Origin of the sequence: Methylobacterium brachiatum, from assembly GCF_020523825.1 — a bacterium.
Classification (GTDB): domain Bacteria; phylum Pseudomonadota; class Alphaproteobacteria; order Rhizobiales; family Beijerinckiaceae; genus Methylobacterium; species Methylobacterium brachiatum.
Genome location: NZ_JAJALK010000001.1, coordinates 632,266 through 646,247, shown reverse-complemented (window position 1 = coordinate 646,247; position 13,982 = coordinate 632,266). Strand labels below are relative to the sequence as shown.

General features: G+C 68.5%; 16 protein-coding genes. 8 read left to right on the top strand and 8 right to left on the bottom strand.

Annotation, left to right across the window (positions count from 1 at the left end):
- Nucleotides 1–6 precede the first annotated feature (6 nt).
- Together vapC and vapB are read right to left on the bottom strand one after the other, a co-directional pair.
- On the bottom strand, nucleotides 7–429 hold the full coding sequence (gene vapC, locus LGR69_RS03120; protein ID WP_230365131.1) for a type II toxin-antitoxin system tRNA(fMet)-specific endonuclease VapC: 423 nt from the start codon (nucleotides 427–429) through the stop codon (nucleotides 7–9).
- Nucleotides 429–662: a type II toxin-antitoxin system VapB family antitoxin gene (gene vapB, locus LGR69_RS03115; RefSeq protein WP_147854048.1), complete on the bottom strand. Its 234-nt coding sequence runs from the start codon at nucleotides 660–662 to the stop codon at nucleotides 429–431. The genes vapC and vapB overlap by 1 nt, the downstream gene beginning before the upstream one ends.
- A gap of 161 nt (nucleotides 663–823) precedes the next feature.
- On the opposite strand from vapB, the gene LGR69_RS03110 reads away from it, so the two are divergent.
- Nucleotides 824–1,444 carry a hypothetical protein gene (locus LGR69_RS03110; RefSeq protein WP_007566560.1) on the top strand — a complete coding sequence of 207 codons (621 nt, stop codon included), beginning with the start codon at nucleotides 824–826 and terminating at the stop codon, nucleotides 1,442–1,444.
- 20 nt (nucleotides 1,445–1,464) lie between these two features.
- Here the strand turns inward: LGR69_RS03110 and LGR69_RS03105 are convergent, their stop codons facing one another.
- Complete coding sequence (locus LGR69_RS03105) at nucleotides 1,465–2,703, bottom strand: argininosuccinate synthase (RefSeq protein ID WP_007566559.1); 1,239 nt, start codon at nucleotides 2,701–2,703, stop codon at nucleotides 1,465–1,467.
- Between the two features lie 204 nt (nucleotides 2,704–2,907).
- Here LGR69_RS03105 and LGR69_RS03100 point away from each other — a divergent pair, with 204 nt between their 5' ends.
- From LGR69_RS03100 to LGR69_RS03070, 7 genes are all read left to right on the top strand, one after another.
- Entirely contained in the window at nucleotides 2,908–3,534 is a 627-nt protein-coding gene (locus LGR69_RS03100; RefSeq protein WP_007566558.1) for a 2-hydroxychromene-2-carboxylate isomerase, read from the top strand.
- A gap of 93 nt (nucleotides 3,535–3,627) precedes the next feature.
- Nucleotides 3,628–4,320 (top strand): DsbA family protein, encoded by a 693-nt coding sequence (locus tag LGR69_RS03095; protein WP_122162784.1) that lies wholly within the window; start codon nucleotides 3,628–3,630, stop codon nucleotides 4,318–4,320.
- Between the two features lie 216 nt (nucleotides 4,321–4,536).
- Nucleotides 4,537–5,109: a F0F1 ATP synthase subunit delta gene (locus LGR69_RS03090; RefSeq protein ID WP_007566554.1), complete on the top strand. Its 573-nt coding sequence runs from the start codon at nucleotides 4,537–4,539 to the stop codon at nucleotides 5,107–5,109.
- Nucleotides 5,110–5,164: 55 nt separating this feature from the next.
- The gene (gene atpA, locus LGR69_RS03085; protein ID WP_007566553.1) at nucleotides 5,165–6,700 is read left to right on the top strand and encodes a F0F1 ATP synthase subunit alpha; all 1,536 of its coding nucleotides are present in this window, start codon (nucleotides 5,165–5,167) and stop codon (nucleotides 6,698–6,700) included.
- A 162-nt stretch (nucleotides 6,701–6,862) separates the two neighbouring features.
- Entirely contained in the window at nucleotides 6,863–7,753 is an 891-nt protein-coding gene (locus LGR69_RS03080) for a F0F1 ATP synthase subunit gamma (protein WP_007566552.1), read from the top strand.
- Nucleotides 7,754–7,795: 42 nt separating this feature from the next.
- On the top strand, nucleotides 7,796–9,253 hold the full coding sequence (gene atpD / locus LGR69_RS03075) for a F0F1 ATP synthase subunit beta (RefSeq protein WP_007566551.1): 1,458 nt from the start codon (nucleotides 7,796–7,798) through the stop codon (nucleotides 9,251–9,253).
- Between the two features lie 148 nt (nucleotides 9,254–9,401).
- Complete coding sequence (locus LGR69_RS03070) at nucleotides 9,402–9,803, top strand: F0F1 ATP synthase subunit epsilon (protein ID WP_007566550.1); 402 nt, start codon at nucleotides 9,402–9,404, stop codon at nucleotides 9,801–9,803.
- Between the two features lie 4 nt (nucleotides 9,804–9,807).
- Here LGR69_RS03070 and LGR69_RS03065 read toward each other — a convergent pair whose 3' ends face one another.
- The 5 genes from LGR69_RS03065 to LGR69_RS03045 form a co-directional block, all read right to left on the bottom strand.
- Entirely contained in the window at nucleotides 9,808–11,049 is a 1,242-nt protein-coding gene (locus tag LGR69_RS03065) for a CCA tRNA nucleotidyltransferase (RefSeq protein ID WP_230365130.1), read from the bottom strand.
- The gene (locus LGR69_RS03060; RefSeq protein WP_091862280.1) at nucleotides 11,046–11,303 is read right to left on the bottom strand and encodes a DUF6111 family protein; all 258 of its coding nucleotides are present in this window, start codon (nucleotides 11,301–11,303) and stop codon (nucleotides 11,046–11,048) included. Before LGR69_RS03060 ends, LGR69_RS03065 begins: the two co-directional genes overlap by 4 nt.
- A 14-nt stretch (nucleotides 11,304–11,317) precedes the next feature.
- The gene (locus LGR69_RS03055; protein ID WP_230365129.1) at nucleotides 11,318–11,977 is read right to left on the bottom strand and encodes a CoA pyrophosphatase; all 660 of its coding nucleotides are present in this window, start codon (nucleotides 11,975–11,977) and stop codon (nucleotides 11,318–11,320) included.
- Entirely contained in the window at nucleotides 11,974–12,558 is a 585-nt protein-coding gene (locus LGR69_RS03050; protein WP_230365128.1) for a DUF1285 domain-containing protein, read from the bottom strand. The genes LGR69_RS03055 and LGR69_RS03050 overlap by 4 nt, the downstream gene beginning before the upstream one ends.
- 205 nt (nucleotides 12,559–12,763) lie before the next feature.
- Nucleotides 12,764–13,975, bottom strand: a complete 1,212-nt coding sequence (locus tag LGR69_RS03045) for an SMP-30/gluconolactonase/LRE family protein (RefSeq protein ID WP_370881339.1) — start codon at nucleotides 13,973–13,975, stop codon at nucleotides 12,764–12,766.
- Nucleotides 13,976–13,982 lie beyond the last annotated feature (7 nt).

The following is a 13,982-nucleotide window of genomic DNA, read 5'->3' as shown; positions in this document are numbered from 1 at the left end:
TCGGTGTCAGGCGGCCGGTCCAGTGGGTGCGGTCAGCCAATTTTCCGACCTTACCCCGGGCATACGGTTGAACTCCCGCATGTTGTTGGTGACGACGATCAGCCCCTCACTGCGAGCGTGAGCGCCGATCTGCATGTCATGGATACCGCACGGTGTTCCGGCCCGCTCCAGTTCGGCCCGGACCTGCCCGTAATGGACCGCTGCCTTATCGGTGAAGGGCAGCACTTCCAGCCGTGCTACGAAGCGAGAGATATTCGTCAGATTCTCGGCGCGGCGCACCGATTTTTCCGCCCCATAATACAATTCGCCGAACGTGATGCTCGAAATGCAAAGCTGCTCCGCGAGCGCATTGAATTTTTCACGCATTGCGGCAGGATGCCTCTTTATGACGTAGATGCAGATGTTTGTATCAAGCATGTACGTAAACATCAGAACAGCTCGCGTGTCTCCGCTGCCGGCTGCACGCGTTCATTCATAAAATCTTCGCTCGCGCACGGCTCATTCAGAAAAAAATCGTCCCATCTCTGCCCCTGTGGAACGATCACACGGCTGCGGCCAATCTTCAAGACATCGACCTGATGCACGTCGGCAGGGAAAGCGACCGCCTTGGGTAGCCGCACCGCTTGGCTGCGATTGCTGGAGAACACCGTAGAACTGGCCATGCGCAACCTCCTGAAGATATCTCAATCGGGCTATGGGATATCCAGTTGGGATATACGTAGGACCGATCGCGTGGAGACACAAGGCCGTTCGGGCGGTAGCAGGCACCGAATCGCCTCTGTAAGAGGAGCGCCAGAGCCGCGATATCCGGGACCGAATGACAATGACCGACGCCGTCTACGACCTCACCCTCGAGCGCATCGCCCTGATCCGCCGGATGGTGGTCGCCTGGAACGGCGCCGAGCCCGGCGCGCCGATGATCCACCCGGAGGCGCCCTACGGCAGCCGGGACCGGGACGGCGACATCGCCAACGTGACGGGGGACGATGACGGCGCCGAGGAGGAGCACCGGGCGCTGGAGGATGGGCTCGCCGTGTTCTCGCAGAATGCCCGGCTGAAGCCCGGCCGCTACCAGTACCACAACCCGTTGGCGAAGCTGGATTGCGCGGCGATCACCGACGTGTTCCGGGATTTAGCCACGGGCGAGACCCCGGAGCACATCACCTTCGCGGTGACGGAGGAGCATCTCGCGTTGATCCCGCGGCTCAACCACATGTGGGACGACGATCACGGCGTGCCGCGGATCGACCCGGAGCGGCCCTACGGCGGAGCGGAGGCCTACACGCTCGACATGGGCCGGCATCTCGGCGGCGGCACCGAACCGGAGAACCTGGTCCGGCTTCACCGCGAGATGCAGCCGGCCTTCCAGATCTTCCTGCGCTACGCCGATCTCGGGCCCGGCACCTTCCGCCGGAACGCCGCCTCGGTGTGGGAGCCCGCCTGAGCGCGGGCCCCCGGGGACGCTCAGGCGTCCCGCTTCTTGCGCTGCGCCAGGGTGCGCAGCCGGAGCGCGTTCAGCTTGATGAAGCCCGCGGCGTCGCGGTGATCGTACGCCACGGCGCCTTCCTCGAAGGTCACGAGGTCCTGGTCGTAGAGCGAGTGCGGGCTCTCGCGGCCGATCACGTGGACGCCGCCCTTGTAGAGCTTCAGCCGCACCGTGCCGGTGACCTTCTCCTGGCTCTTGTCGATCAGCGCCTGGATCATCTCGCGCTCGGGCGAGAACCAGAAGCCGTTATAGATCAGCTCCGCGTATTGCGGCATCAGCTGGTCCTTGAGGTGGGCCGCGCCGCGGTCCAGCGTGATCGACTCGATCGCCCTGTGGGCGGGCAGCAGGATCGTGCCGCCCGGGGTCTCGTACATGCCGCGGCTCTTCATGCCGACGAAGCGGTTCTCGACGAGGTCGAGCCGGCCGATGCCGTTGTCGTGGCCGAGCTGGTTGAGCTTGGCCAGCAGGCTGGCGGGCGAGAGCTTTTCGCCGTCGATCGAGACTGCGTCGCCCTTCTCGAAGCCGATGGTGATGATGGTCGGCGTGTCCGGCGCCTGCTCCGGCGAGATCGTCCGCGAGAACACGTAGTCGGGCACCTCGACGGCCGGATCCTCGAGCACCTTGCCCTCCGAGGAGGCGTGCAGGAGGTTGGCGTCCACCGAGAACGGGCTCTCGCCGCGCTTGTCCTTGGCGATCGGGATCTGGTGCTGCTCGGCGAAGGCGATCAGCTGCTCCCGGGAGCGCAGGTCCCATTCCCGCCAGGGGGCGATCACCGTGACGTCGGGCTTGAGGGCGTAATAGCCGAGCTCGAACCGGACCTGGTCGTTGCCCTTGCCTGTGGCGCCGTGGCAGACCGCGTCGGCCCCGACGCGCTCGGCGATCTCGATCTGCTTCTTGGCGATCAGCGGCCGCGCGATCGAGGTGCCGAGCAGGTACACGCCCTCGTAGACGGCGTTGGCCCGGAACATCGGGAACACGTAGTCCCGCACGAATTCCTCGCGCAGGTCCTCGATGTAGATGTTCTCGGGCTTGATGCCGAGCAGCTCCGCCTTGCGGCGGGCCGGCTCGAGCTCCTCGCCCTGGCCGAGATCGGCCGTGAAGGTGACGACCTCGCAGCCATAGGTGGTCTGCAGCCACTTCAGGATGATCGATGTGTCGAGGCCGCCGGAATAGGCCAGCACGACCTTCTTCACGGGGCTCTTCGCGGGATCGGACATGCTGGTTCCGGAACTGGTGCAGGGTGTCGGCGGCTTATCGCGGGTGTCATCGGCCTGCAACCGGCGTGCCGCCTCGCGCGTAGCCTGTTGCCGGACGATCGACAGCGTTTCGCCTCATGACGGCCTTGCGGCCGTGTGAGGCACGGCGCGGCGTGGGCATTGCCTGATCCCCGCAGCACGACAAGCATCGGAGAAGCGAAGTCCATGGCGCGCCAGCCCACCCTGGAGTTCTGGTACGAATTCGCCTCCTCGTATTCCTATCTGGCGGCGATGCGGATCGAGGCGGCCGCGGAGGCGGCAGGGGTCGCCGTGCGCTGGCGGCCGTTCCTGGTCGGCCCGCTCTTCGCCTCGCAGGGCTGGACGACCTCGCCGTTCAATCTCTACCCGGCCAAGGGCAAGAATATGTGGCGCGACGTGGAGCGCGAGGCCGCCCGCCTCGGCCTGCCGCCGCTCACCCGGCCGGCGCAATTCCCGCAGAACAGCCTGAGCGCGGTGCGGGCGGCGATCTACGGTCACGATCAGGATTGGCTGGTGCCGTTCTCGAAGGCGGTCTTCACCGCGAGCTTCGCCGAGGGGCGTTCGATCGCGGAGCCGGCCGCCGTGGTCGAGATCCTCGATTCGCTCGGGCTCGACGGCACCCAGACCGTGCGCGCCGCCGCCGGCGAGGCCAACAAGACCCGGCTTCGGGTCGCCGTCGAGGAAGCCCGTTCGCGCGGCATCTACGGCGCCCCGACCTTTCTCGCCGATGACGGCGAGCTGTTCTGGGGCAACGACCGCCTGGAACAGGCCCTGGCCTGGGCGGTGGGCGACCGTCCGGCCGGCATCCGGTAGGGCGGCGTTCACGGACCTGCGCCATCACGGCGGCGCGCATCCGCGTTGCGGCCCCGCCTCGGCCCGAAACCCCTCCCGTCCCGGACGATGTTCATGGTGCTGACCCGTCGTAACCTCATCGCTGCCGCCGCCGGTGCCTCCGTCGGCGTCGGACTCGGACGGGCCGCCGCCCAATCCTACGGCCAGCGCGTTGCGGTGACGGGCGATGACGGCAGGCCGGTCGCGAACTCGATTCTGCCGGGGGAGATCACCGGCCAGATCCCGGCGCTGCGCGGCGTCACCTATGCCGGCCCGCGCGAGGCCCAGACCACCCTGTACGAGTTCTTCGACTTCAACTGCCCGTACTGCCGCAAAGCCGCCGCCGACGTCGTGGCCCTGCACGAATCCGATCCGGACCTGCGCGTCGGCCTCGTCAACAATCCGATCCTGTCGCCGCAATCCGCCCAGGCCGCCAAGGTGATGCTGGCGGTCCAGCGCAAGCTCGGCTCGGCCGCCGCCTGGACCTTCTACCGCACGCTCCTGGGGAAACCCGGACGGATCGACGGGCCCGGCGCCCTCACGGCCGCGGCGGCGCTCGGCATCCCGCAGGCGGAGGTCGAGGAGATCGCCGACAGCGAGGAGGTCCGGCAGGCCCTCAAGAGCCAGATGCGGATGGCGGCCGATCTCGGCCTCTACGCCACGCCCTCCTACGTCCTGGGCAACAGCGGCATCCTCGGCCATCCCGGCGCCAACGCCATGGCGAAGATGATCGCCAGCACCCGGCGGTGCGATCGGCTGGCCTGCTGAGGCCGGCTGCGTCACACTTCCGCCGCCGTATCGCGCAGAGCCGCGCCGGTCCGTGTTGCGTGCGGCCATGCTGGCATGCTAGGCGGTCGCCGCGCCACAAGGGCTGGTTCTCGACCCTTCCCGCTGCTGGCGCGATCCCACGTCCCGAACGAGATCCGCACCGCGTTCCCGGCCGGAGCGCGCGGATCGGGCGGGCAACAGAGAAGAGAGCGACGGGTGGCGCAGAACGGTTCCGAGGCTGGTCCCCTGGTCGCAGGCGTGGCGGGCCGGTACGCTTCCGCCCTTTTCGAGCTCGCGCGTGACGAGCGCCAGGTCGACGCGGTCGCCGAGGCCCTCAATCAATTCGATGCCCTGCTGAAGGAGAGCGCGGACCTGCGCCGCCTCGTCCGCAGCCCGGCTTTCACCCCGGTGGAGCAGACCGCCGCCATCGGCGCCGTCCTCGACCGTGCCGGGATCGGTGGTCTCGCCGGAAACTTCATCCGCCTCGCGGCCTCGAATCGGCGCCTGTTCGCCCTGCCGGGCATGATCAGGGCCTTCCGGTCGCTGGTTCAGGACTCGAAGGGTGTCGTGCGCGCCGAGGTGCGGGTGGCCGAACGGCCGTCCGACGCGTTGATCGAGGAGATCAAGGCGTCGCTGCGCGACATCGCCAAGGCCGATGTCGATCTCGACCTGGTCGTCGATCCGAGCCTGATCGGCGGCCTCGTCGTCCGGATGGGCTCGCGGATGATCGACGCGTCCCTGAAGACCAAGCTCAACGGTATCCGCCTCGCGATGCGGACCGCGCAGTAAGCGCGCCCCATCCGATCCGAACATGCACTGACGATTTAGCGACAGAGGCCCGAGTATGGACATCCGCGCCGCCGAGATCTCCGCGATCCTGAAGGACCAGATCAAGAACTTCGGCGAAGAGGCCGAGGTCTCCGAGGTCGGGCAGGTCTTGTCCGTCGGTGACGGCATCGCCCGCGCCTACGGCCTCGACAACGTCCAGGCCGGTGAGATGGTCGAGTTCGAGTCGGGTGTGCGCGGCATGGCGCTCAACCTCGAGCAGGACAACGTCGGCATCGTGATCTTCGGCTCCGACCGCGAGATCAAGGAAGGCCAGACCGTCAAGCGCACCGGCGCGATCGTGGACGTGCCGGTCGGCAAGGGCCTGCTCGGCCGCGTGGTCGACGGCCTCGGCAACCCGATCGACGGCAAGGGCCCGATCCAGTCCACCGAGCGTCGCCGGGTCGACGTGAAGGCGCCGGGCATCATCCCGCGCAAGTCGGTGCACGAGCCGATGGCCACGGGCCTGAAGGCGATCGACGCCCTGATCCCGGTTGGCCGCGGCCAGCGCGAGCTGATCATCGGCGACCGTCAGACCGGCAAGACCGCCATCGCCCTCGACACCATCCTCAACCAGAAGCCGGGCCATGCTGCGGGCGGGGACGAGAAGTCCAAGCTCTACTGCATCTACGTCGCCATCGGCCAGAAGCGCTCCACGGTCGCCCAGTTCGTGAAGGTGCTCGAGGACCAGGGTGCCCTGGAATACTCGATCGTCATCGCGGCCACCGCCTCGGACGCTGCGCCGATGCAGTTCATCGCGCCCTTCGCCGGCTGCGCCATGGGCGAGTATTTCCGCGATAACGGCATGCACGCCGTGATCGTGTACGACGATCTGTCCAAGCAGGCCGTGGCCTACCGCCAGATGTCCCTGCTGCTGCGCCGCCCGCCGGGCCGCGAGGCCTATCCGGGCGACGTGTTCTACCTCCACAGCCGCCTGCTCGAGCGCGCCGCCAAGATGGGCGACGCCGCCGGCAACGGCTCGCTGACCGCGCTGCCGGTCATCGAGACCCAGGCCAACGACGTCTCGGCCTACATCCCGACCAACGTGATCTCGATCACCGACGGCCAGATCTTCCTCGAGACCGACCTGTTCTACCAGGGCATCCGCCCGGCGGTGAACGTCGGCCTCTCGGTGTCGCGGGTGGGCTCCTCGGCCCAGACCAAGGCGATGAAAAAGGTCGCCGGCAAGATCAAGGGCGAGCTGGCGCAGTACCGCGAGATGGCGGCCTTCGCGCAGTTCGGCTCGGATCTCGACGCTTCGACCCAGCAGCTCCTCAACCGCGGCTCGCGGCTCACCGAGCTCCTGAAGCAGCCGCAATTCTCGCCGCTGAAGATGGAAGAGCAGGTCGCCGTGATCTACGCCGGCGTGAACGGCTACCTGGACAAGCTCCCGGTGAGCAAGATCCGCGCCTTCGAGGACAGCCTGCTCAGCACGCTGCGCACGAAGCACCAGGACCTGCTTAGCGCCATCGCCACCTCGAAGGACCTGTCGGACGAGAGCGCCGGCAAGCTGAAGAGCGTGGTCGAGGGCGTGGCCAAGTCGATCGGCGCCTAATCGGGCGCTGACCCGTGTGACCTCCCCGCCTCCGGTGGGGAGGGTTGGGGGCGGCACCGGTGCTGATCGCACCATCGGCCGCCAGACCCGGCACAATTCCCACCTTCGGCTCCTCCCCGCACGGGGGAGGAGAGGCCCTGGAACGGATCTGGACGCGGCCCGATGGCGAGTTTGAAGGACCTGCGCAACCGCATCACCTCGGTGAAGGCGACGCAGAAGATCACCAAGGCCATGCAGATGGTCGCCGCCGCCAAGCTGCGCCGGGCGCAGATGGCCGCTGAGGCCGGCCGTCCCTTCGCGGAGAAGATGGCTCAGGTGCTCGGCAACCTCGCCGGCAATCTGGTCGGCGGCGTTGGCGCCCCGAAGCTCTTGTCCGGGACCGGTTCCGAGCAGACCCATCTCCTGGTCGTCTGCACCGGCGATCGCGGCCTGTGCGGCGCGTTCAACTCCTCGATCGTCCGCCTGGCGGTCCGGGAATACATCCAGAAGCTCACCGCCGAGGGCAAGACCGTCAAGATCATGACGGTCGGCAAAAAGGGCAACGACCAGCTGCGTCGCCTCTACCGCGACCAGATCGTCGAGAGCATGGATATCCGCGGCAATCGCCCGGTCGATTACGAGTTCGCCGCCGAGATCGCCAACAAGATCCTGACGCGCTTCGAGGCCGGCGAGTTCGACGTCGCGACCCTGTTCTATTCCGAGTTCCGGTCGGTGATCTCGCAGATCCCCACCGCGCAGCGCCTGATCCCGGCGGAGCTGCCGGCGGCCGACACCGCGGTCAAGAGCGCCAACGGCAACGCCGCCCTGGAATTCGAGCCCTCTGAGGAGGCGATCCTGGAGACGCTGCTGCCGAAGAACCTCACCGTGCAGGTCTATCGGGCGCTCCTGGAGAACGCCGCGTCCGAGCAGGGTGCGCGGATGAGCGCCATGGACTCGGCCACCCGCAATGCGGGCGAGATGATCAAGAAGCAGACGCTGATCTACAACCGCACGCGTCAGGCCATGATCACCAAAGAACTCATCGAGATCATCTCGGGCGCGGAAGCTCTCTGAGGCTCCGCGACCTGAACGCACAGCTTGAAGGGTAGGTTTACGATGGCGAACACCGCAATCCCCGGCGCCGGCTCCAACAAGGTCGGCAAGATCACCCAGGTCATCGGCCCCGTGGTCGACGTGCAGTTCGACGGGCACCTGCCCGAGATCCTGAACGCCCTGGAGACCAAGAACAACGGCGCCCGCCTCGTCCTCGAGGTCGCCCAGCAGCTCGGCGAGAGCACCGTGCGCTGCATCGCCATGGACACGTCCGAGGGCCTGACCCGCGGCCAGGAGTGCACCGATACCGGCGAGCCTATCAAGGTCCCGGTGGGCATGAACACGCTGGGCCGCATCATGAACGTGATCGGCGAGCCGATCGACGAGGCCGGCCCGGTCGTGTGCGAGACCTACCGCGCCATCCACCAGCCGGCCCCCTCCTACGCCGACCAGTCCACCGAGGCGCAGATCCTGGTCACGGGCATCAAGGTCGTCGACCTGCTCGCCCCCTACGCCAAGGGCGGCAAGATCGGCCTGTTCGGCGGCGCGGGCGTCGGCAAGACCGTGCTGATCATGGAGCTGATCAACAACATCGCCAAGGTGCACTCCGGCTACTCCGTCTTCGCTGGCGTCGGCGAGCGGACCCGTGAGGGCAACGATCTCTACCACGAGATGATCGAGTCCAAGGTGAACCTGGACCCGAAGGAGAATAACGGCTCGGCCGAGGGCTCCAAGTGCGCCCTGGTCTACGGCCAGATGAACGAGTCGCCGGGCGCCCGCTCGCGCGTCGCGCTGACCGGCCTGACCATCGCGGAGCAGTTCCGCGACGAGGGTCAGGACGTGCTGTTCTTCGTGGACAACATCTTCCGCTTCACCCAGGCGGGTTCCGAGGTGTCGGCGCTACTCGGCCGCATCCCCTCGGCGGTGGGCTACCAGCCGACGCTGGCCACCGACATGGGCGCCCTGCAGGAGCGCATCACCACCACCACCAAGGGCTCGATCACCTCGGTGCAGGCCATCTACGTGCCGGCCGACGATCTGACCGACCCGGCGCCCGCCGCCTCCTTCGCCCACCTCGACGCCACGACCGTGCTGTCCCGCTCGATCGCCGAGAAGGGCATCTACCCGGCGGTGGATCCGCTGGACTCGACCTCGCGCATGCTGTCGCCGGCAATCCTCGGCGAGGAGCATTACGACGTCGCCCGCCGCGTCCAGCAGACGCTGCAGCGCTACAAGGCGCTCCAGGACATCATCGCGATCCTGGGCATGGACGAGCTGTCCGAGGAGGATAAGCTCACCGTCGCCCGCGCCCGCAAGATCGAGCGCTTCTTCTCGCAGCCCTTCTCGGTCGCCGAGGTGTTCACCGGCTCGCCGGGCGTGCAGGTGCCGCTGGAAGACACCATCAAGGGCTTCAAGGGCCTGGTGAACGGCGATTACGACGACCTGCCGGAGGCCGCCTTCTACATGGTCGGCACGATCGAGCAGGCCCAGGAGAAGGCCAAGAAACTGAAGGCCGCCTAAGGCCGGCATCCCCTCCCCGGTTGCGGGGAGGGGTCGGGGTGGGGTGGCGGCATCGGCGAGCTTCGTCGGCGCCGCCCGTACCGCCCCACCTCCAGCTCCGCCCCGCGATGGGGCGGAGAGCGCGTTGCGGTTCCGGGATCGTCCTGAGATGGCCACCTTCCACTTCGATTTCGTCGGCCCCGAGCGGACGCTGTATTCCGGCGAGGTGACGGCCGTTCAGCTGCCCGGCACCGAGGGCGAGATGACCGTGATGCCGGGCCACGCCCCGGTCCTGACCTCCCTGCGGGTCGGGGTCATCGTGATCACCGAGAGCCAGGGCAGCGGCAAGCGGATCTACGTCCGCGGCGGCTTCGCCGATATCGGCCCGACCGCCGTGACGGTTCTGGCCGAGCGCGCCGCGCCGATCGAGGAGCTGACGCACGAATCCCTCGACCGCGACATCGAGGCGGCCGAGCTGCAGCGCGACGCCACCGAAGACCTGCAGAAGCGCGAGGAGCTGAACGGCCAGATCGTCCAGCTTCAGGAGACCAAGGCGCTGCTCAAGCTCTGATCGGTCACGCACGCGCGCTCGCGAGCGCCCGCTCCAGCAGCGTCGCCCGCGTCTCGGCGCCCATCGGGCAACCGAGTTCCAACCAGAGCGACCGGGCCGCGGCCAATCCGCGGCCGATGGCGGGTCCGGCCGGCAGGCCGGCCGCCACGAGATCCGCCCCCGCCAGCGGGAAGCTCGGCGCACCGCCCTCCCCGCTCAGAGCCTGCAGCGCCCGCTCGGCGTCCTCCGTCAGGATCGGCCGGGGCTCGCCGGACAAGATGGCCAGCGTCTCTCTGAGTAACGGCAGCCCGTGTTCCGCGGCCAGCGCGCGCGCGGCCGGTGCGTCGATCCCGGCGCGGCCGTGAAGGTCCGCCAGCGCATCCGCATAGCCGGTAAGCAGCCCGTATTCCTGCTTCGACAGACGCAAGCGCTCGCGCAGGCGATCCGCGTCCTGCCGGCTTTCGACCGAGAGGGCGGCGAGACGCATCACCGGCGAGAGTGCGGCGGCGCTGGCTCGTTCCAGGCGCCCGCGTTCGGCGACGCCGCCCGTGATCCGCTGGAGCAGCCCCGTGGCGCTCAGCGTTCCGACCATCGGCACCCCGCCGGGGGCGGTCAGGAGTTTCAGGAACTCGGCCCGGATCCGCTCGCGGGATAGCCGGTCCAGGGCGTCGCGCGCAGCGATACAGGCGGCGAGCGCCGCCGCATCCGGTGGGCCGGCGCCGAAGCGGGCATGGAAGCGAAAGAAGCGCAGGATCCGCAACGCATCCTCGCGGATGCGGGTCGCGGGATCGCCGATGAAGCGGACCCGACCGGCCGCCAGATCGGGCAGCCCGCCGACCGTGTCATGCAGGCGCCCGTCGGCCCCGAGGGAGAGCGCGTTGACGGTGAAGTCGCGCCGCTCGGCATCCCGGGCGAAATCGCCGCCGAACCGCACCACGGCGTGGCGGCCATCGGTCTCGACATCCTCGCGCAGGGTCGTGACCTCGATCGGTCCATCTCCGGTGACCAGCGTCACGGTGCCGTGCTCGATCCCGGTCGGCACCGCCTTGAGGCCCGGTACCCTGCGGGCGGCGTCCATCACCGCATCCGGCAGCAGCGTGGTCGCGAGGTCGATATCGGCGGATGGATTGCCGAGCAGCGCATCGCGCACGCAGCCACCGACCAGGCGGGTCTCGGCGCCCTTCGCGTCCAGAGCGGCCAACGCCCGGCGCACGCCCGGCTGGTTTAGGAGGGCCGCCAGCCCGCCGTGATCGAGCGCGTGGGTCACTTGAAGCCGCCCGGTACGAGGCGGCCGTTCTCCATGTGGGGCGGCACGTACCCGCCGGCCCGGCGTTCGGAGAACAGGCCCTCGTAGACCAGCGTTCCGATCACGATGGCGAGTCCGGTGAGCACGAGGCGGAGGAGGTGCGGATCCCAATGCACCCGGCGGAGCGGATTGCGGCCGACCAGCACCAGGTAGATCGTGAACACCGCGAAGGGGATGAGGAAGAGGCCGAACTCTTCGATGAGGCGGCGCAGCATGATTGTCGGTGACCTTATCCCGTGGGGTGCGTGCTGGTTTCCGGGTAGAGGCGCTCCCGGAGGTTGTTCAGGATCCCGGCCGTGACCCCCCAGATGAGGCGGTCTTCGAAGGTCAGGGCATAGTAGCGGCGGGTGCGTCCCTGCCAGACCCGCGCCTCCAGGACGTAGCGCTCCCGATCCATCAGAACCGGCAGCGGCACCTCGAACACGTCCGCCACTTCGGACGGGTTCGGCGTGAAGGCGGCGTCGTCGGGCACGATGCCGATCACCGGTGTCACCAGGAACCCGGTGCCGGACAGGTAGGGGTCGAGATAGCCGAGCAGGCGCACGCTTTCGGGCGCGAGCCCGATCTCCTCATGGGCTTCCCGCAGGGCCGCGTCCGCCGGTCCGGGATCGGCGGGGTCGATCTTGCCGCCGGGCAGCGCGACCTGCCCGGAATGGTCGCGCAGGTTGGCCGCACGCTGGGTCAGCACCAGCCGGGGACCGCCGGCCCGGAACACCACCGGCACCAGCACGGCGGCCCGCCGATGCGGGGGCGGCGGGATCACGGCGCTGCCGTCCGGGTCGAGGCTGTGATCGCCACGGGGATTCGAGGTCGGGTCGTCCGGGCCCGGCGGGTCCGGCGACAGGTGAGACGCGGCGCGGGCGAGGAAATCGGCGCGCGTGTCGCTCACGCGGCCTCGGCCGGGGCAATGGTGTGGAAGATGCCGCCGGCCCAGAGCCCGAGCCACGGCCGCCCGTCGATCACGCGCTCCTCTGCGAGATCGACCAGATCATAGGTGAGCGCCCGGGTCACCCGGGCCCAGAGCCCACGGCGGACATGGAGATAGGGCTTCAACGCCCCGTCCGGGCCCTGCTCGAAGCGCAAGGCATGCTCGGAATCGACGCTCACAAGGTCGTCGACATTGGTCCGAAACGAGATCCGCCGGCCCTCCCCTTCGCCGTCGACCGCCATCTCCACGGCCACGAAGGCCGCATCCTCCACGGTGATGCCGACGCTCTCCACCGGGGTGACCAGCACGACCCGCCCGTCCGGCTCGCGCCGCAGAATCGAGGCGAACAGCTTGACCAGCTTCTCCCGGCGAATCGGGGAGCCGTTGTGGTGCCAGGTCCCGTCCGCGCCGATGCGGATGTCGATGGGGCCGCAATAGGGCGGATTCCACGTGTCGACCGGCGGCAGCCCACGCTTGGGCAGGTCGCCCAGGGCGGCGCTGAGGCGGCTCAAGGTCGGGTCGGGGGCGGGATCCTCGCTCATGCCCGTTACAGATAGCGCTTCCGCGGCCCCGCACCACGGTTGGATTGTGACGTGTCGCCCCTGTCCGCCGCCTTCACCGTCGCAGCGCGCGCAGGTCGGCTAGACGGATGTCCCCCTCCCCGTCCTCATGCTCGAGGAGCTTGGGTTGGAGGAGGCCCGGAAGGGCCTTCCGACAGCGAAGGCCTGCCCGAGCCGCCCTCCCCGCTCAGGCCGGTCCCGCCCCCTGCGTGTTCACGTAGACCGCGTAGAGCGACTGGCTCGCAGTCATGAACAGGCGGTTGCGCTTCGGACCGCCGAAGGTGAGGTTGCCGCAGACCTCCGGCAGGCGGATGCGGCCGATCAGCTTGCCCTGCGGGTTCCAGACCGTGACGCCGTTGTAACCGACGGCGCGGCCCGCGTTGCTCGCCACCCAAAGGTTGCCGTCGACATCGGTCCGCATCCCGTCGGGGCCGCATTTCACGCCGTCGACGACGCAGTCCGAGAACAGCCGCCGGTTCGACAGGCTGGCGCCGGTCCCGACATCGAAGGCGTATACCTCGCCCTTGCCGCCGGGGCCGGCATCGCCCGGGCCCTTGCCGGTGGAGGAGAGGTAGAGCGTCTTGTGATCGGGCGAGAAGCACAGGCCGTTCGGATTCGGCACCTGCGCGTCGGTCAGGACCTGGTCGATCCGGCCGGTGGGATCGATCCGGTAGAGCGCGTTGGGAAGCGCGCGCTTGCTCGTCCGGAGACCGGCCGGTTGGCCGAGCCGCGGATTGAGATGGCCCTGCGGGTTCGACGGGCCGCCCGCCTCGTCCGGCGTCCCCTCGTACAGAAGGCCGCCATAGGGCGGATCGGTGAACCAGTAGGACCCGTCGGCATACTGCTCGACGTCGTTGGGGGAATTGAACGGCTTGCCGTCGAACTGGTCGGCCAGGATCGTGGCGGAACCGTCGAGCTCGTAGCGCACCACCCGGCGGGTGATGTGCTCGCAGGAGATCTGGCGGCCCTGGCGGTCGAAGCTGTTGCCGTTCGAGTTGTTGCTGTGGCTGCGGAAGACGCCGACATGGCCGTCCTCCTCCAGCCAGCGCATCTGCCGGCCGTTCGGGATGTCGCTCCAGATCAGGAAGCGGCCGAGGCTGTTCCAGGCCGGCCCTTCGGCCCAGAGCGCGCCGGTCCAGAGACGGCGAATCGCGCTGTTGGGGACGATGTAACGCTCGAAGGACGGATCGACCGTGATCACGTCGGGATCGTTGAAATAGGTACACGGCGATGCGCCGGGCCGGAAGTCCCGCGGCGGGTTGGTCACCGTGCTCGGCGGTTCCGGCTGGCCGAAGGCGCTCGTGGCGGAAGCCAGAGCAGCGCCGGCGCCGACAAGCATCGCGCGCCGGGACGGCAATGCGAGCCCAGTCTTGATGGCATCAACCTGCGGTTGCCGCATGACGTTC

Excerpts from the sequence above, each read along its gene's own strand:
- vapB (WP_147854048.1), bottom strand. The coding sequence starts at position 662 with ATGGCCAGTTCTACGGTGTTCTCCAGCAATCGCAGCCAAGCGGTGCGG.
- LGR69_RS03050 (WP_230365128.1), bottom strand. The coding sequence starts at position 12,558 with ATGAGCGAGGATCCCGCCCCCGACCCGACCTTGAGCCGCCTCAGCGCC.
- LGR69_RS03045 (WP_370881339.1), bottom strand. The coding sequence starts at position 13,975 with ATGCGGCAACCGCAGGTTGATGCCATCAAGACTGGGCTCGCATTGCCG.
- LGR69_RS03095 (WP_122162784.1), top strand. The coding sequence starts at position 3,628 with ATGGTGCTGACCCGTCGTAACCTCATCGCTGCCGCCGCCGGTGCCTCC.
- LGR69_RS03110 (WP_007566560.1), top strand. The coding sequence starts at position 824 with ATGACCGACGCCGTCTACGACCTCACCCTCGAGCGCATCGCCCTGATC.
- LGR69_RS03100 (WP_007566558.1), top strand. The coding sequence starts at position 2,908 with ATGGCGCGCCAGCCCACCCTGGAGTTCTGGTACGAATTCGCCTCCTCG.
- LGR69_RS03070 (WP_007566550.1), top strand. The coding sequence starts at position 9,402 with ATGGCCACCTTCCACTTCGATTTCGTCGGCCCCGAGCGGACGCTGTAT.
- atpD (WP_007566551.1), top strand. The coding sequence starts at position 7,796 with ATGGCGAACACCGCAATCCCCGGCGCCGGCTCCAACAAGGTCGGCAAG.
- LGR69_RS03105 (WP_007566559.1), bottom strand. The coding sequence starts at position 2,703 with ATGTCCGATCCCGCGAAGAGCCCCGTGAAGAAGGTCGTGCTGGCCTAT.
- atpA (WP_007566553.1), top strand. The coding sequence starts at position 5,165 with ATGGACATCCGCGCCGCCGAGATCTCCGCGATCCTGAAGGACCAGATC.
- vapC (WP_230365131.1), bottom strand. The coding sequence starts at position 429 with ATGTTTACGTACATGCTTGATACAAACATCTGCATCTACGTCATAAAG.
- LGR69_RS03060 (WP_091862280.1), bottom strand. The coding sequence starts at position 11,303 with ATGCTGCGCCGCCTCATCGAAGAGTTCGGCCTCTTCCTCATCCCCTTC.
- LGR69_RS03080 (WP_007566552.1), top strand. The coding sequence starts at position 6,863 with ATGGCGAGTTTGAAGGACCTGCGCAACCGCATCACCTCGGTGAAGGCG.